Origin of the sequence: Streptomyces silvisoli (assembly GCF_029269905.1) — a bacterium.
In the GTDB taxonomy this organism is placed as follows: domain Bacteria; phylum Actinomycetota; class Actinomycetes; order Streptomycetales; family Streptomycetaceae; genus Streptantibioticus_A; species Streptantibioticus_A silvisoli_A.
Map to the genome: position 1 here is coordinate 18,661 of NZ_JARJBC010000005.1, position 15,060 is coordinate 33,720.

19 protein-coding genes are annotated in these 15,060 nt (G+C 69.5%); 9 read left to right on the forward strand and 10 right to left on the reverse strand.

Features of this window, described 5'->3' with window-relative positions; all coding sequences use genetic code 11:
- Positions 1–8: 8 nt before the first annotated feature.
- From P3G67_RS09905 to P3G67_RS09915, 3 genes are all read right to left on the reverse strand, one after another.
- A complete protein-coding gene (locus P3G67_RS09905) occupies positions 9–296 on the reverse strand; it encodes a hypothetical protein (RefSeq protein ID WP_276093089.1) in 288 nt (95 codons plus the stop codon).
- Positions 297–331: 35 nt separating this feature from the next.
- Complete coding sequence (locus P3G67_RS09910; RefSeq protein ID WP_276093090.1) at positions 332–1,534, reverse strand: globin domain-containing protein; 1,203 nt, start codon at positions 1,532–1,534, stop codon at positions 332–334.
- 89 nt (positions 1,535–1,623) lie between these two features.
- On the reverse strand, positions 1,624–2,061 hold the full coding sequence (locus P3G67_RS09915; protein ID WP_276093091.1) for an RrF2 family transcriptional regulator: 438 nt from the start codon (positions 2,059–2,061) through the stop codon (positions 1,624–1,626).
- 161 nt (positions 2,062–2,222) lie between these two features.
- Here P3G67_RS09915 and P3G67_RS09920 point away from each other — a divergent pair, with 161 nt between their 5' ends.
- The 4 genes from P3G67_RS09920 to P3G67_RS09935 are packed head-to-tail and all read left to right on the forward strand — an operon-like array spanning position 2,223 to position 4,919.
- Positions 2,223–3,083, forward strand: coding sequence for a polysaccharide deacetylase family protein (locus P3G67_RS09920; protein ID WP_276093092.1), 861 nt, complete (start codon positions 2,223–2,225; stop codon positions 3,081–3,083).
- A gap of 14 nt (positions 3,084–3,097) precedes the next feature.
- Positions 3,098–3,880 carry a uracil-DNA glycosylase gene (locus P3G67_RS09925; protein ID WP_276093093.1) on the forward strand — a complete coding sequence of 261 codons (783 nt, stop codon included), beginning with the start codon at positions 3,098–3,100 and terminating at the stop codon, positions 3,878–3,880.
- A gap of 47 nt (positions 3,881–3,927) precedes the next feature.
- The gene (locus P3G67_RS09930) at positions 3,928–4,209 is read left to right on the forward strand and encodes a hypothetical protein (protein ID WP_276093094.1); all 282 of its coding nucleotides are present in this window, start codon (positions 3,928–3,930) and stop codon (positions 4,207–4,209) included.
- A gap of 50 nt (positions 4,210–4,259) precedes the next feature.
- Complete coding sequence (locus P3G67_RS09935; RefSeq protein ID WP_276093095.1) at positions 4,260–4,919, forward strand: PhzF family phenazine biosynthesis protein; 660 nt, start codon at positions 4,260–4,262, stop codon at positions 4,917–4,919.
- 41 nt (positions 4,920–4,960) lie between these two features.
- Here P3G67_RS09935 and P3G67_RS09940 read toward each other — a convergent pair whose 3' ends face one another.
- The 5 genes from P3G67_RS09940 to P3G67_RS09960 form a co-directional block, all read right to left on the reverse strand.
- Complete coding sequence (locus P3G67_RS09940) at positions 4,961–5,353, reverse strand: CBS domain-containing protein (RefSeq protein ID WP_269858292.1); 393 nt, start codon at positions 5,351–5,353, stop codon at positions 4,961–4,963.
- A 332-nt stretch (positions 5,354–5,685) separates the two neighbouring features.
- Positions 5,686–6,201: a hypothetical protein gene (locus P3G67_RS09945; RefSeq protein WP_276093096.1), complete on the reverse strand. Its 516-nt coding sequence runs from the start codon at positions 6,199–6,201 to the stop codon at positions 5,686–5,688.
- A gap of 198 nt (positions 6,202–6,399) precedes the next feature.
- The gene (locus tag P3G67_RS09950) at positions 6,400–7,344 is read right to left on the reverse strand and encodes a polysaccharide deacetylase family protein (protein ID WP_276093097.1); all 945 of its coding nucleotides are present in this window, start codon (positions 7,342–7,344) and stop codon (positions 6,400–6,402) included.
- Between the two features lie 486 nt (positions 7,345–7,830).
- Positions 7,831–8,175, reverse strand: a complete 345-nt coding sequence (locus P3G67_RS09955; protein ID WP_276093098.1) for a histone-like nucleoid-structuring protein Lsr2 — start codon at positions 8,173–8,175, stop codon at positions 7,831–7,833.
- 111 nt (positions 8,176–8,286) lie between these two features.
- Complete coding sequence (locus tag P3G67_RS09960; RefSeq protein ID WP_276093099.1) at positions 8,287–8,874, reverse strand: pyridoxamine 5'-phosphate oxidase family protein; 588 nt, start codon at positions 8,872–8,874, stop codon at positions 8,287–8,289.
- 265 nt (positions 8,875–9,139) lie between these two features.
- Between P3G67_RS09960 and P3G67_RS09965 the strand changes: the two genes are divergently transcribed.
- A complete protein-coding gene (locus P3G67_RS09965; RefSeq protein ID WP_276093100.1) occupies positions 9,140–9,511 on the forward strand; it encodes a hypothetical protein in 372 nt (123 codons plus the stop codon).
- Between the two features lie 94 nt (positions 9,512–9,605).
- Here P3G67_RS09965 and P3G67_RS09970 read toward each other — a convergent pair whose 3' ends face one another.
- Together P3G67_RS09970 and P3G67_RS09975 are read right to left on the reverse strand one after the other, a co-directional pair.
- Complete coding sequence (locus P3G67_RS09970) at positions 9,606–10,364, reverse strand: PP2C family protein-serine/threonine phosphatase (RefSeq protein ID WP_269858228.1); 759 nt, start codon at positions 10,362–10,364, stop codon at positions 9,606–9,608.
- 94 nt (positions 10,365–10,458) lie between these two features.
- On the reverse strand, positions 10,459–11,103 hold the full coding sequence (locus tag P3G67_RS09975; RefSeq protein WP_269858229.1) for a ScbR family autoregulator-binding transcription factor: 645 nt from the start codon (positions 11,101–11,103) through the stop codon (positions 10,459–10,461).
- 148 nt (positions 11,104–11,251) lie between these two features.
- Here P3G67_RS09975 and P3G67_RS09980 point away from each other — a divergent pair, with 148 nt between their 5' ends.
- The 4 genes from P3G67_RS09980 (at position 11,252) to P3G67_RS09995 (ending at position 15,015) form a co-directional block, all read left to right on the forward strand.
- Complete coding sequence (locus P3G67_RS09980; protein ID WP_276093101.1) at positions 11,252–12,172, forward strand: ScbA/BarX family gamma-butyrolactone biosynthesis protein; 921 nt, start codon at positions 11,252–11,254, stop codon at positions 12,170–12,172.
- Positions 12,173–12,190: 18 nt separating this feature from the next.
- Positions 12,191–13,129, forward strand: coding sequence for an NAD-dependent epimerase/dehydratase family protein (locus P3G67_RS09985; protein WP_276093102.1), 939 nt, complete (start codon positions 12,191–12,193; stop codon positions 13,127–13,129).
- Positions 13,126–13,860, forward strand: a complete 735-nt coding sequence (locus tag P3G67_RS09990; RefSeq protein ID WP_276093103.1) for a hypothetical protein — start codon at positions 13,126–13,128, stop codon at positions 13,858–13,860. The genes P3G67_RS09985 and P3G67_RS09990 overlap by 4 nt, the downstream gene beginning before the upstream one ends.
- Before the next feature lie 219 nt (positions 13,861–14,079).
- Positions 14,080–15,015, forward strand: a complete 936-nt coding sequence (locus tag P3G67_RS09995; protein WP_276093104.1) for a TauD/TfdA dioxygenase family protein — start codon at positions 14,080–14,082, stop codon at positions 15,013–15,015.
- Positions 15,016–15,060: the final 45 nt, after the last annotated feature.

A 15,060-nucleotide genomic window follows, 5' to 3' on the forward strand; every position in this document is an offset into this window, starting at 1 on the left:
GTGTCGGGTCATGCGATGGCGCGCTCCGGGATGGGCACCTCCTCGCCGTCCACCTCCAGGGTGACGCGGGGGATGGCGGAGCCGAACCGGGCCTGGTGCACATGGATGCGGAACGGCAGGGGCGGGTCCTCGGGCAGTTCACCGGAGAGCAGGCTGGTGCCGGAGCCGTGCACGCGTTGGCGGAAGACCTCTTTGCCGTCGACCAGCAACTCGATCTCACTGGTCAGCCCGGACCGCACCGTCACCGTGATCGAGTGTCCGGCGTGGTCGATGTGGAAGTGGAACGGGCGCCCCATGACGCACCTCCGTAGTACTCAGGTGCTCATCCAGCTTATGGCCTGTCCGCCGGATCTTCATCGGATGTGCGCGGCGGCAGCCACAGGTCCGGGCCGAACACCTCGTAGTGGATGTCCGCAGCGCGCACACCCAGTTCGAGCAGTTGCGACCGGGCGGCGCGCATGAAGGGCAGCGGGCCGCACAGATAGGCGGTGGTCCGTGGTGGTACGGGGAGGGTGCGCAGGTCGACCAGGCCCGTGCGGTCGGCGGGCCAGGGGCCTTCCGGGTGCTCGTACCAGACGTGCGCGGTGGCGTTCGGCAGCTTGGCGACGAGCTGGTCGAACTCGGTGCGGAAGGCGTGGGTGCGCGGGCCGCGGTCGGCGTGGACGGCGATCACCTGCCGCCGTGCGCCGCTGGCGGCGAGCTGGCCGAGCATTGCGTTCATCGGCGTACAGCCGATCCCGGCGGAGGCGAGCAGCACCGGTGTGTCGCCGTCGTCCAGCGTGACGTCGCCGAACGGGGCGCTGATCCGCAGCACGTCGCCGTCGTGGACGTGCCGGTGCAGATGCCGGGAGACCGTGCCGTCGGCCCTGACGGTGAACTGGAAAGCGGCGGTGCGCGTACCGGACAGACTGTACTGGCGTATCTGCCGTGCGCCGTCGGGGAGTTGGGCCTGCACGGAGACGTACTGGCCCGGCCGGGACGGCGGTGGCGGGGCGCCGTCCGCGGGCCGGACCAGGAACGTGACGACGTCGGCGGTCTCCTGGAACCTGGCCAGCACCTGGTAGTCCCGCCAGGTGTCGCCGTCCGGGGCGCCGAAGCGGGCGTACAGCCGTTCCTCGATGGCGATCAGGGCGTTGGCCATCAGCCAGTACACCTCGTCCCAGGCGGCGGCGACCTCCTCGGTCACCGCGTCCCCCAGCACTTCGACGATGGCCGCGGACAGATGGGTGTGGACGATCTCGTACTGGTCGCGGGTGATGCCGAGCGAGGCGTGCTTGTGGGCGATGCGGGCGAGCATCGTGTCGGGGCGCACCTCGGAGTGGCTGACCAGGGTGCCCGCGAAGGCGGCGATGGAGCCCGCCAGGGCCTGCCGCTGGGCGCCGTTGGCCTGGTTGCCGCGGTTGAACAGGTCGCGCTCCAGCTCGGGGTGCGCGGCGAACAGCCGGGCGTAGAAGGCGGCGGCGATCTCCTCGATGGCCGCGCCCACGGCGGGCAGGGTGGCGCGGATGGTGTCGGCGGACTTCTGAGACAGCATCAAGGGGCTCCAAAGGAGTATGTCAGATTCGTATTTTCGAGCGCGTGGAACCGGCCTTCGAGCGTGGTGCGCGAGGGGAACGGGGTCGCTCAACTCCGCAGCGGCAGCCCCATCAGGACCGGGCCGGTGGGGGAGGCGACCAGGTCCTGCACGGTGATCGGATCGAGCGCGGCGTAAAAGGCGTCCTGCGCGGCCCGTAGCGCGCTGCGCAGTCGGCAGGCGGTGCGCAGCGGGCACGGCGGCTCGTCCTCGCAGCCGACCACGTCCCCCACCCCCTCCAACTCCCGTACCAGCCGACCCAGCGAGCCGGTGCGCCCGGTGTGGGTGAGGGACAGGCCGCCGCCCCGGCCGCGGCGCGCGTCGACCACGCCGAGGTGCTGGAGCCGGGTCACGACCTTCGCCGCGTGGGTGTAGGGCACGGACATCGCGTCGGCCACCTCGCGAGTGGTCGGCGGGTTCTTCCGGTCCGCCACGGCGAGGCGCATCGCGATGCGCAGTGCAAGGTCTGTGCTCTTGGTCAGTCGCACGAGCAGCAGCGTAACTAATGCGAATCTGACTCTCCAGATTGGGTTCCGTAGTACGTCACCTGGTCCTCGGGGCTCCCGGGGCGTGACCAAGATCCAGGTCATAGGGTTGCCCCTGCCGCTCGCCGGAGCGGCGTGGCAGCGGAAGAGACGTGGAGGAACGGATGTCGGTCAGTCGCCGGACGGTACTGGCGGTCATGGCGGGAGGGGTGCTCGCGGGCTGCGGCACCGCACGGAACACCGCCGCGAGCGCGTCGCCGACGCCCACCGCCACCCCCTCGGCGGAGCTCACGCCCTCGGTGGCGCAGCCGGCCGTGCCCACCCGCGCCGACGAGGTCGCCCGCTACGGACGCCTCGCCCCCACCAAGTGGGGGCTCGACGGCGTGCCCGGCATGGTCTCGCGGCTGCCCGCCGGACATCGGGCGACAGCGCTGACCTTCGACGCGTGCGGCGGCCGGGGCGGCAGCGAGTACGACAGCGGGCTGATCGAGTGCCTGCGCGCACACAAGGTGCCCGCGACCCTGTTCATCAACTCCCGCTGGATAGACGAGAACCGCGCCACCTTCGACCACCTCGCGGCGGACCCGCTGTTCGAGATAGCCAACCACGGCACCCGGCACCTCCCGCTGTCGGTCTCCGGCCGATCCGCGTACGGGATACCCGGCACCCGTAGCGCCGGAGAGGTGTACGACGAGGTGGCGGGGAACCGGGAGAAGCTCACCAAGCTCCTCGGCCACCCGCCCCGCTACTTCCGCTCGGGCACCGCCTACTGCGACGACGTGGCCGCGCGGATCGTCTCCGACCTCGGTGAGCGGTTCATCAGCTTCGACGTCAACGGCGACGGCGGCGCCACCTTCACCCCGCAACAGGTGCACCAGGCGGTGCTCACCGCGCGGCACGGCTCCATCGTCATCAGCCACATGAACCACCCGAGGGGCGGCACGGCACGCGGATACGCAACCGCCATACCGCGACTGCTGGAATCCGGCCACCAGTTCGTAAGGCTCTCCGACGCGCTCACATGAGCCATCCTTGGGGCATGCCCGACGAGCGAACCGACGACCCCGGATACCCGGCACGGCAGGCATCCCGGATGGCCTCGCTGGAGCAACTGGACGCGACGGTGCCCACCTGCCGCGCGTGCCCCCGCCTGGTGGAGTGGCGCGAGCACACCGCGCGGGTCAAACGCAGGGCCTTCCAGGACTGGGACTACTGGGCCCGGCCGGTACCCGGCCTCGGGCCACCGGACGCGGCACTGGCCGTCGTCGGGCTGGCTCCCGCCGCGCACGGCGGCAACCGCACCGGCCGGATCTTCACCGGCGACCCATCCGGAGAGGTGCTGTACGCGGCGCTGTACGACGTCGGCCTCGCCTCGCAGCCGACGGCCACCCACCGCGACGACGGGCTGGAACTGTACGGCGTGCGGATCACCCTCCCGGTGCACTGCGCACCGCCGCAGAACCGGCCCACCCCGGCCGAGCGGGACACCTGCCGACCGTGGCTGGCGCGGGAGCTGGAACTGCTGCGGCCCACCCTGCGTGCCGTGGTGGTGCTCGGCGCTTTCGGCTGGCAGGCGCTGCTGCCGGTGCTCGCCAGCGCCGGATGGCGGCTGCCCAGACCGCGCCCGGCCTTCGGGCACGGGGCACAGGTCCTGCTGGCGGACGAGCGCGGCGGCCGGGGGCTGCATCTGCTCGGCTGCTACCACCCGAGCCAGCGCAATGTGTTCACCGGTCGGCTCACCCCCGCCATGCTCCGCGCCGCGCTGCGCGAGGGCGCCGCGCTCGCCGGACTGCCCCGGCCTTCGTCCACCGACGACCGGTGACGGCCCGCCGACATGCGCGGCACGGCAACCTGGCGGAAGGTGAGCATATGAACCACCATCACCGCTCGCCCGCACGGGCGCTCGACATCGACACCCGCCTGGTCACCGCCGGAGCGATGCTCACGGTGTGCGGCTCGCTGGTGGCGTTCGCCGGTTTGGCACTCGCCGGCTTCGCGCTGGTCAGCGCGGGACGGCAGTGGGTACGGCAGATGGAGGTGCCGCCCGGCGAACTGGCGGCGGCCAAGCTGCGCCAGGCCAAGCAGGCGTCGCTGGCGGGCATGCAGGCCTGGCAGGCGGCCCAGGGCGACGGCGGCCGGACGAACCCGTAACGAACCCACCTGCCTGTCGCCCCTCACCCGGCGGATGCTTGAATCGCCGGATGATTGATCATGTTGTGCTGCGCGTGTTCATCGGACCCGACGGGCGCGGCGGGAACCCGCTCGGCGTGGTGACCGACGGCACCCAGGTACCCGGCACGGACGAACGCCAGCGGCTGGCCGCCGAACTCGGTTACAGCGAGACCGTGTTCGTCGATGACGCCTCGCGCGGCGCGGTCGACATCTACACCCCCAGCGCCCGGCTGCCGTTCGCCGGGCATCCGCTGGTGGGCGTCTCATGGCTGCTGGGGGAGCGCGGTCAGCGGGCCGAGGTGCTGCGACCGTCGGCCGGGGACGTGCCGACCTGGACGGACGGCGACTTCACCTGGATCCGCGGGCGCGCCGAGTGGGCGTCCGGGCGACGCACGCAGCAGTACGCCTCGGCAGCCGAGGTGGACGCCCTGCCCGCCCCGCCCCCGGGTGAGGGCTGGCTGTACGCCTGGGCATGGCTGGACGAGGCTGGGGGACGGGTTCGGGCCAGGGCCTTCCCGCGGCGCGGCGACAACATCGTGGAGGACGAGGCGACGGGCGCCGCCGCGGTCGTCCTCACCGCGGAACTAGGCCGCCCGCTCACCATCCACCAGGGCGCCGCCTCCCAGATCCTCACCCGTCCCCGGGGCGACGGCTGGATCGACGTCGGCGGTCGCGCCGCCATGGCTTAGGACCGTGCCCGTACCGGGAGCGGTACGGGCACGTGAAGCGGTCAGCGGGCGGAGTAGACCGCGTCGCAGAACTCGGCGATCTCGTGTTCCGGCAGGTTGCGCACGACGTCGGCCTCGCTGATGACGCCGACCAGGCGCTTTTGCTCCAGCACCGGAAGCCTGCGGATCTTGTGGTCCTCCATCATGTGCAGTGCGTCGCCGATCTCCGCGTCGGCGTCGACCCAGTGCAGACGGCTGGCGAGTTCACGGGCCTTGACGGTCGACGGGTCCCGGCCTTCCGCACAACACTTGATCACGATGTCGCGGTCGGTGATGATCCCGGTCAACCGGTCGTGGTCGCAGATCGGCAGCGACCCTACCTCGAGGTCGCGCATCATCACCGCGGCGTCCTTGAGGCTCTTCTCCGCGTCGACGCACTGGGCGCCCTTGTGCATGATGTCGCGGGCCTTGCCTTTGAGTGCTGTCTTCCGCTTCGCCACTGTGGCTCACCTCCTCGGTGATTCCCGGCCATGCCGGTATTCCTCTGCCAGGGCGAACCCGTGCATACCGAGAAAAGTGCAGAACAGTTCCATACTGACCGCGCCCCGCGCATCCCACCATCGGAGCGCACGAACGGGTGGAGCCCGTTCACTACTGACCGCCACAGCACGAACCCGTACGGAAGCGGATCTGGACGGTTCACGGCGGAACCCGCGTGCGGTTGCGCCGCCCCGCGCCGATCGGTCGAACCAGGCCAACGCGTACCGTTCGGTGCGGCGAAGGGCGCCTAGTGGGTGGTGACCCGCGCGCTCATGTGGACCAGTCCCGCGACCCCGAACTGGAGCGTCAGCGGCAGCTTGCCGTTGGAGGTGGCGCCGTTCACCTTGGGGAGTTGGACGCTGGGGCCGCCCTGGCCGCCGAAGGTGACGGTGGTGCCGGGGTTGAGCAGAATGCCCGAGGTGGACAGCGAGCCGTTGCCGGTGCTGTTGCCCTGCAAGGTGGCGCGACCGCCGTTGGGGGTCGCGACCATGGCCAGGTGCTCGGCCACGCTGCCGCCGTTGCGGATGGTCATGGTGAGCTGGCCCGTGCCGGACGGTCCGATGTGCGCCACCGCGTTGTGGACCGCCAGGTTCGTGCCGGGAACCTGGATGTTCAGCTCGCCCGGGGTGGTGGCGGTGTCGCTGGGGGTGACCGGACCGGATGGCTGGGTCTGGCCGCCCGAACAAGCCGTGGCCAGTGCGAGTAGCGCGGCCGTGGCCACGGCCGCGCTGGCGGTTCGGGAGGAGACGCCGTTGCGTGTCATCCCTGCATTATGGCCTCCGGCCTGGGCTGCTCCGCGGGGCGGGCCGGAGGCCCGGGCTGGAGGTTCGCGGGTCGGGGTGGGTTCGGCACAGCCGGGGCGCGCGCTTGCGGTTGGCCGCCGTCGCGGGGGCCAAGCCCGCGGCACCCCGGCGCGGTGCGATCGAGGGGCGCCGAGGGCGGGCCCTCGGCGCCCTCCCGGTCAGCGGCCCGGGTAGCTGTATGTGTAGCCCTGGGCGTCCAGTTGGTCCAGCAGCGCGGCGAGGGCCGCCACCGACTGGGAGCGGTCGCCACCGCCGTCGTGCATCAGGATGATGCCGCCGGGCTTCAGTTCCTGGTTGATGGTCTTCATGATGGCCGGCACACCAGGGCGCTGCCAGTCGTTGGAGTCGACCGTCCAACCCAGCGGGCGCAGGCCGTGCTCGGCCGCGATGTTGCGGATCGCCGGGCTGAAGTCACCGCCGGGCGCACGGTAGTACCAAAGCTTCGCCCCGGGACCCGCGGCGGCGGATATCTCGCGCTGGGCGTCGACTATCTCGTGCGTGTTGTAGTCCAGGGACTTCTTGCTCTGCTGCTCGTCGTGGTGCACCGAGTGGTCACAGAGCCGGAACCCGGCCTCGGTGATCTGCTTGGTGAGGTAGGGGTAACGCTGGGCGTTGGGGCCTATCTCGCAGAACGTCGCCTTGGCGTGGTGCTGTTGGAGCAGCGCCAGCACCTGCGGCGTCCACTTCGGGTCGGGGCCGTCGTCGAAGGTCAGCGCCACGGACTTGCCGCCGTCCTCCGTGCCGTGCTGGATGGACGTGTTGACCAGTGGCGCACCCGACGGCGCGCTGGCGGACGGGCTGCCCGGCTGAGCGCTGGGACTTTGTGCCGGATTCGAGGCGGAGGCGCTGGGGGAGGCCTGCCGTGCGGGCGCCGACGAGTCGGCCGACGACGGCGAGAGGACGGAACCGGAGGCCGACGTACCAGCGGAGGGAGTGCCGGAGGCCGCGGCGGAACCGGTGGCGGTCGTGGAGGGGGAAGCGGCCGACGCCGAGTCGGCCGAGCGGGGGTGCGCGTGGACCTGCGGGCCGCACGCGGCCAGGGCGGCGCCGGAAAGCGTCACCACGAGGGCGGCTGTCGTCCTCTTCGCACTGGCGAATGCCACAGCTGTACCTCCAACGGCATCGTTGACGGATGCCTGAATTGCACGTTCAGTAACTCTTCATGCGCGGTGAGTACGGACCGAGCGGCGAACGGGAATCAGCCGGTTCGGCCGTGGGAATGTGATGCGATCGGCCGCACTGTATGGCCTGTGGCGGCTGGCTCGCTCATCTCCGGTTCACCCGGTGCGTGGGATCGAATACGGAGAGTCCGTTTTGCGCGTTATGTCGTCAACCGTAGAGGAAGGGCAGCGCTCAGCCCAGAGTGTTTGATGTGAGATATGTCCCTTATGCACTACGGCCCGCGTGTGACGGGAGGGGAAACGGGGTGACGTGGCCCCTCGTTCGGCTGACGGTGACTGCCTGGCCGTGACGGCCGCCTCCGTACCCCAACTCACCCAGTATGGCGCGGCGTTGGGGGGTTGGGGAGTCGGCGCCCGAAGAAAGCCCCCGGTGGAAAACGACTCCCGCCCCCCGTTCGAGAAGGGCGGCTAGTTCGCGGACTCGTACCGCTCGATGACGTCGCGCGGAATCCGGCCCCGCGGGCTGACCTCGATGCCCTGCTCCTTGGCCCAGGCGCGCACCTTCACCGGGTCGCAGCCGGTGGCCGCCGAGTCGCCGACCACGGACTGCTTGGTCTGGGCGCTGCGGGAACTCCCCGTTTTCCTGCCGTGCCGGAGGAAAGGTGCCAGCGCTTCAAGGAGTTTGTCGTAGTTGTCGGCGCCGAGGTCGATCTCGTAGCCGATGCCGTCGACACTGAAGGTGTGGGTGGCAATGTCGTCACCCTGTTCACCGCTGATGTCGTCGGTGAAAAGGGTGATCACGCGCTGAACCATTGTCTTGGATCCTTTCCAGGCAGGCGAGTGGATGCTACCCGGGTCTGCTGTTGGGACCCAAAGGGATCGGGAAATCCCGGCTGTTCCGTACCGTTTGGCGCGGCGTACCGTTCAACTCGTGCGCGGCGGCAGTGGCAGCGGCAGCCCCGGCAGACCGTCGAGGCTGACGGCGACGTGCTCCTTCTTCTCGCAGTACACGGCGAAGGACTCCTCGGTCTCCCGGGCGAAGCGCTGGGTGTGCAGCGGGCGTTCCTCGCGGTAGTCCAGATGGGGAACCGCGTATCCGCAGGTGTCGCTGACGCGTTCGGCGGTGACCACGATGATGGCGCGCAGATCGGTGCGGCGGCGGAACTCCTCGCCGAAGTGCGGAAGGAGTTCGTCCCAGCGCGGGTCGTCACGGAACACCGGTACACCCCGGCCGTGGATGCGGACGATCTTGGGCGGGCCGGTGAAGGCACACCACATCAGGGTGATGCGGCCGTTCTCCCGCAAATGGGCAATGGTTTCCGCGCCGCTGCCGCCCAGGTCGAGATAGCAGACGGTGTGCTCGTCCAGCACGGCGAAGGAGCCGGCGAGGCCCTTTGGGGAGACATTGACATGACCGTCCTCGGCCAGCGGTGCGGTCGCGGTGAAGAAGAGGTGCTGTTCTTCTATGAACTTCCGCAGCCGTCCGTCTATTCGCTCGTAAGTCGTTCCCATGCGGCCATTGTCGCCACCGCGGGCGGACGTGAACAGCGTTTTCCGGGGTCAAGGGGTGAGAGGGGACGGGGAGCCCTCTGGGGGCACGGTGGCTTCCCTCTCCAAGCGGGTTACACCTGGCCCGAGTTGTACGTCATCGGATCGGGCTGCTGCGGGGGAGTACGCACTGGCGTGACCAACTCATCGCCTCCGGCGGGAGGTCGTGAGGAGGGGGAGGCAAGGCAGTAGACAGCGCGTGCGGCCGGGACGAGGTGTGCGCGGCGTCATGGTGGAGACCGGCGGCGAGGACGGCGACGCCGAGGACCTGGCCGAAACGCCGACACCGCTCGTAGCGCCGGTTGGGCCCCGGGGCGTCGGCGCTGGCCGCGGCGGCTGGGCGCGGCAGGTCGCGGAGACACTGCGTGCCCGCCAACTGGTACTGCTGGCCGCGCTGTTCGGCGAACCGTCGGACTACATCCCCGACTTCGTCATCCCGCGCCCGGTGAGCCATGAGGAGTCCGTCGACGCGGAGCTCCACCGGATCGCCACCGCCCGACCGGCACGGGTCCGCCAGGAGATGACGTCACCGCCAACTTCACCGGTGAACCACGGCACTTGGCGTCCAGCACAGCGGCGATGCCGCGGCTGGAGTACCTGACCGGCAGGGCCTACGGGCCGTCGGTGAACATGCCGCCGCCGACGCCGCCCATCGCGGCGACCTCGGAGGGTAACCGGCGGCCGAAGCCCTTCCGCTACGGCGACCGCGGCGACCACTCGCCGATGCGCACCACTGCCAGGGTGATGTTGTCCGGGCCGCCCGCCTCGATCGCCGCCTTCCACAGTTCGAATGCGGCCCGCCCGTCCTCGTACTCCTGCAACAGGCTGTCCAGTTCCTCGTCGGGCACCGGATCGGTCAGACCGTCCGTGCAGACCAGGAAACGGGCGTCCTCGGTCAGCGGGTGGCACCGTACGTGCGGGTTCACGTCCCTGAACTCGACGGCACCGCCCAGCGTCTGCGTCACGATGTTGGTGGTGCGCTGCCCGGGCGCCAGCGGTGGGTTGTCGTCCACGCTGAGCTGGCGCAGGCCGTCCTGGCCCACGGCGAGGACCCGGCTGTCGCCGATGTTGAACGCGAGCGCGGACTCCGGCAGCACGACGACGCCCGCGACCGTGGTGCCCATGGTGCGCAGAGCGGGATTGGCGTCGGCCGCCGCGTACACATCGTGGTTGCACGCCTTCAGGGCGTCGCGGAGGTTCGACTCGGTGTCCAGCGCCCGGCCGACCCTGGACAGCCGGCGCACGGTCAACGCGCTCGCCACTTCACCGCCCGGCTGCCCGCCCAGCCCGTCGGCGACCGCGACGACCAGCGGGGTGCCGAACGGGAACAACAGGGTCTGCGGGTTGTCCGTCACCGTTCCGCACAGCGTCCACGGCCCGGCCGCCAGGCTGTCCTCGTTGTGCTCCCGGACCAGCCCGACGTGGCTCAACGCGCTCACCGCGATGTAGGCCATGAAGCCTCCCACGGTCCATGGTAGAGCGCCTGACCCGGACCATCCGGCGGGCCTGGTCGGCTCCCGAGACGGGCTTCAGGGCGCCCGTCAGGCCTCAGACCGACTCGGAAGGAGGCTGTGCGGCGTCGCCGCTACTGCTGCCGCGCGGGTCGACGCGGGGCAGGACAAAAGGCGCGCCGAGGCCGGGAAGAATGTGCTCCCACAAGTCCGTCACGCGTTGCTGGAGATCCGCTCGGCCGTTGAGCGTCTCGGACAGCAGCTGAATACCGGTGAAGCAGCCGATGATGAGTTCTGCGGTCTTCCTGGGAACAATGTGCTTCAGTACGATGCCATCGCTCTGCGCCTTTTCCAGGAATGTGCAGGCGATGTCGGTCCACTCGCGATAGGGCTGGGTGGTGGGCGCGGTGAAGGAGCCCTCGATCACCAGCCGGACCCCGGCCTGCATCATCGGGTTGCCCTGAAGCTCACGTGCCATGAAGTGCGAGGCGTCGATGGCGGCTTGGAGGGGGCACTCTGCGACGTGCGAGGGCAGCAGGCTGGTCTGTTCCTCGATGACCGCCTTCGCCAGGTCCTCTTTCGAGGCGAAATGGAAGTACAGCGCACCTCTTGTGGTGCCGGACTCCTTCAGGATGTCCTCCACCGCGGAGGCTGCGTAGCCGTTCTTGGCGAACACCACGGCGGCGGCGTTAAGGATGCGCCGGCGAGTTTCCCTGGCTCGCTCTTGCTTCGGTTCTCGCACTTTATTTTCTCCGGGCGCGCACCTCGCGCCGTCAAGGCTCGGGAGTGTGAGCGTTACGTCATCTTTGCGAACGCTAAACCAACTGACTGTCCGGTAGGTATCCTAGCAGCGCAAAAGGAGCAGCCCCCGACGAGGCGGAGAAGTGCACATGTCCATACCCGGGCTGATGGATCCATGGCAGCGCGAGTTCACTGGTACCGCCCCCCGGGAGTACGTGCACCGCCGTGCCATCGCCGAAGTGTTCCTTACCAATGTCTGGCGATGTGTCGGCAAGGACTCCTTCGCGCTGATCACGCAGTGGCCGCGTGCTCACATGCTCTATGCCCCCCTCCGTGGTGGCTGGTATGACCCCATGATTGCCGTGGAAACCATCCGGCAGGCCGGTTTGTTGATCGCCCATGCCGAATACGGCGTCCCCCTAGAGTATCAATTCATAGTCGAATCAATAGAGTTGACCACCCACAAGGCCGTACCGGTGGGCCGCCTCCCCGCGGAACTCGATCTGCAACTCGACGCCGACGACATCAAACAACGAGGTCAGCACCTCGCCCACATGCGGTGCACGTTCCGCTTCTTCCGGGGCACCGAGAAAGTCATCACCGGCAGTGGAACCTTCACCTGCGTCCCCGTCCGCCTCTACCGGCGCCTGCGCGGTGCGAGGGCCTGCGCGGCCCCGACGGCTCCGCAGCCACGCGCGGTAGCCGCGGAGACCGTCGGCCGCCGCTGCGAGCAGAACGTCCTGCTGGCCCCCGGCCGCGGACCGCGCTCATGGCAACTGAGGGTCGATCCACTCCACCCGGTGCTCTTCGACCATCCCGTCGACCACATGCCCGGCATGGCCCTGCTGGAGGCGGCCAGGCAGGCCGCCGAAGCCGTCACGGAACCCGGGCTCCTGCCCACCCGGATACAGGTCGCCTTCGAACGATACGTAGAGTTCAATGCCCCTTGCTGGATCGAGGCCGAACCAGAGCATGCCAGGAGCGACGGTACAACGCAGGTGAGCGTGATCGCCCGGCAGAACGGCGCTCCAGCGTCCAGGATCACCATCGTCATGAGACCCGGTACATGAGCGGGACAGGGGAACACAGTGCGCGTACTCATCACCGGTGCTTCCGGTTTCATCGGACGACGGGTCGTCCAGGCCATGGCGGCGGACACCTGCCGACTGCGGCTGCTCGCGCACACCCGCGCTCTTGAAGACGCCCCGAGCGACGTGGAGACCACGCACGCGGATCTGACGGACCCGGCGTCGCTGCGCGGTCTGTGCGACGACGTCGACGTCCTGGTGCACTGCGCCGCGCACATCGGCGAGGACCCGGAACTGTGCGAAGCCGTCAACTCCCAGGGCACCAAGTCGCTGGTGTCCGAAGCGCAGAGCGCGGGCGTGGGCCGCCTCGTGTACCTCAGCACCGCGGCCGTCTACGGCGAGGGGCCCTTCACCGAGCTGCGGGAGGGCGCGATCTCCCCCCGGCCCGTGTCCGTCACCAGCAGCACGCGCCTGGCCGCCGAGAACGTGGTACTGGCGAACGGCGGAACCGTCCTACGGCCGCACCTGGTGTACGGCGCGGGGGACCGCTGGGTGATCCCCGCGACCGCCTGGATCGCCTCGACCATCAAGGCCACGGTCGACGGCGGTCGAGCCCGCTTGTCGCTGATCGACGTGGACGACCTCGCGCACGCCATCAGGGCGTGCGCACTGAGCCCCAAGCCCCACTCCGGCGTCTACCACGCCGCCCACCCGCGTCCCGTGCCGCTGAAGGAACTGCTCGACATCGTGACGTCCCACCTCGGGCTTCCCCGGATCGACGAGGACCTTCCCTACGACCAGGCCCTGGAACGCTTTACCGCGCAGGGTGGGCGCAGGCGCCACCTGGACATGATGGCGCGAGACCACTGGTTCGACAGCGCACGGCTGTGGTCGGACTTCGCCCATGTCCCGGGGGCGGGCTTCGCCGAACAGTTCGGCCGCCACGCCGCCTGGTACCGCGACCAGTTGAAGCACTCGGCGCCCGGGAAGACCGCATGAGCGAACACATCGCGCCACGCCACATACTGGTACGGGCCAACGGCGGTGCGTCGCCCCTCCACATGCCGTCCGGCGTCTGGAGCGATCCGGCTGTGGAGTCGTTCACCGCCCACGTGGGACTGGACGACCGCGAACTCCAACTGCCGACCGAACTGGCCGCCCACCTACGCAAATGGTCACAGGCCCGACCCGAAGGGGGATTCACCAAAGGCCCCGAACTGCGCAACCACGTCAAGGCCGGCCGGAACGCGGCCCGCGCCTTGGCCAGGCATCTGGGGGCCGCGTGGGTGGTGCGGTACTTCGACGACAGTCACGGGACGGCCAAGTTCGTCTGCTGGGGCTGTGATCGTCTCCATTGGAGCCGCTACGCGGACGACGAGCCCCCGCACCCACTACATGTCGCCGTGCAGGCCGAGTACCGATGGGGTCCGTTGCGCGCTGAGGGGTTCGGCGATTTCCTGCCCGACGACCCCGCCGCCGGACTGCGGCTGACTGATGAGCTGGTCGAGGGCCTGTACGCGTGGTCACGCGATGTGGACGCCCTACTCGACCGCCAACTCGCCACCCGGGAAGTGGAACCAGCCGCATGGGAGGCGTTGTCCGTGCACGGTCTGCGGCTGGCCGGACGGCTCGCCGGCGAAATCGAGCCAGGGCGGACCGTGTCCTACGAAGGCATCGTCCACTACCCGGAGGACCTACACAGGAGAACGTCTCCGGTAGAGCCAGAGTAGGCGATTCTCCCTTTTCCTTCTCTGGCTGGTGTCCGGCATTCGCGTTCGCCGTTCGTGGAACTGCCATACGGCCGTAACACCCGGGCGTTGACCGGTGTTCGGGGCCGCTGGAAGCATCGGCGGCATGTCGTTTTCCGCCTGTCACTCGTGGTGTATCGGCGGCTGTGGCCGCGCTTTCGGTGAATCAGTCGCATCCGTACCACGAAGTGAGGACGAACCATGACCACTGCCCCCACCACCCTCGATGTCCGTAAGATCGCCGGGCACATCGGCGCTGAGATCAGCGGCGTTGATCTGGCCGACGAACTGTCCGCGCCGGTCGTCGCCGCGATTCGCGCCGCGCTGTTGGAGCACCGGGTCGTCTTCTTCCGCGGCCAGCGGCTCGATGCCGAACACCAGGAGGCGTTCGCCCGCCGCTTCGGCAGTCCCACCACCGCGCACCCGACCGTACCGTCGCTCGACGGGAGCCCCGCGGTGCTCGACCTGGACTACGGCCGCACCACCAGCCGCGCCAACAACTGGCACACCGATGTCACCTTCGTCCGGCGGCCTCCGCTGGGCTCCATCCTGCGCGCTGTCACCATTCCGCCCTATGGTGGCGACACCGTGTGGGCCAACACGGTACGGGCATACGCCACGCTGCCCGTCGAACTGCGGGAGCTGGCCGACCGGTTGTGGGCGGTGCACTCCAACGCGTACGACTACGTCTCCGACGCGCGCGAAGGCGATGACAGCGAGGTCGCGCGGCGACACCGCGAGGTGTTCACCTCCACCGAGTACGTGACCGAGCACCCGGTGGTACGGGTTCACCCGGAAACCGGCGAACGGGCCCTGGTACTGGGCGGGTTCGTGCGGCGGTTCGTCGGGTGGACCGGAGATGACTCGCGTGATCTGCTGCGGCTGTTGCAGCGGCATGTGACGGCGCTGGAGAACACGGTGCGCTGGCGCTGGCACGCGGGCGATGTGGTCTTCTGGGACAACCGCGCGACGCAGCACTACGCCGTCGCGGACTACGGTGACCAGGCGCGCCGGGTCCAGCGCATCACGCTCGTGGGAGACGTGCCCGTCTCCGTCTCCGGTGAGCGGAGCCGGTCGGTCGCCGGGGACGACACCTCATACAACACGGCGCTGGCGCGGTCGACGGACGCGCGGTAGGCGGCGCTTCGGCCGGGGGAGGGGTGGCGCCGAACCCACCGGAAG

Bases quoted from the DNA above. Each gene is read 5' to 3' on its own strand.
- P3G67_RS09905 (WP_276093089.1), bottom strand. From the start codon at position 296: ATGGGGCGCCCGTTCCACTTCCACATCGACCACGCCGGACACTCGATC.
- P3G67_RS09910 (WP_276093090.1), bottom strand. From the start codon at position 1,534: ATGCTGTCTCAGAAGTCCGCCGACACCATCCGCGCCACCCTGCCCGCC.
- P3G67_RS09920 (WP_276093092.1), top strand. From the start codon at position 2,223: ATGTCGGTCAGTCGCCGGACGGTACTGGCGGTCATGGCGGGAGGGGTG.
- P3G67_RS09925 (WP_276093093.1), top strand. From the start codon at position 3,098: ATGCCCGACGAGCGAACCGACGACCCCGGATACCCGGCACGGCAGGCA.
- P3G67_RS09930 (WP_276093094.1), top strand. From the start codon at position 3,928: ATGAACCACCATCACCGCTCGCCCGCACGGGCGCTCGACATCGACACC.
- P3G67_RS09935 (WP_276093095.1), top strand. From the start codon at position 4,260: ATGATTGATCATGTTGTGCTGCGCGTGTTCATCGGACCCGACGGGCGC.
- P3G67_RS09940 (WP_269858292.1), bottom strand. From the start codon at position 5,353: ATGCACAAGGGCGCCCAGTGCGTCGACGCGGAGAAGAGCCTCAAGGAC.
- P3G67_RS09945 (WP_276093096.1), bottom strand. From the start codon at position 6,201: ATGACACGCAACGGCGTCTCCTCCCGAACCGCCAGCGCGGCCGTGGCC.
- P3G67_RS09955 (WP_276093098.1), bottom strand. From the start codon at position 8,175: ATGGTTCAGCGCGTGATCACCCTTTTCACCGACGACATCAGCGGTGAA.
- P3G67_RS09960 (WP_276093099.1), bottom strand. From the start codon at position 8,874: ATGGGAACGACTTACGAGCGAATAGACGGACGGCTGCGGAAGTTCATA.
- P3G67_RS09965 (WP_276093100.1), top strand. From the start codon at position 9,140: ATGGTGGAGACCGGCGGCGAGGACGGCGACGCCGAGGACCTGGCCGAA.
- P3G67_RS09970 (WP_269858228.1), bottom strand. From the start codon at position 10,364: ATGGCCTACATCGCGGTGAGCGCGTTGAGCCACGTCGGGCTGGTCCGG.
- P3G67_RS09980 (WP_276093101.1), top strand. From the start codon at position 11,252: ATGTCCATACCCGGGCTGATGGATCCATGGCAGCGCGAGTTCACTGGT.
- P3G67_RS09990 (WP_276093103.1), top strand. From the start codon at position 13,126: ATGAGCGAACACATCGCGCCACGCCACATACTGGTACGGGCCAACGGC.
- P3G67_RS09995 (WP_276093104.1), top strand. From the start codon at position 14,080: ATGACCACTGCCCCCACCACCCTCGATGTCCGTAAGATCGCCGGGCAC.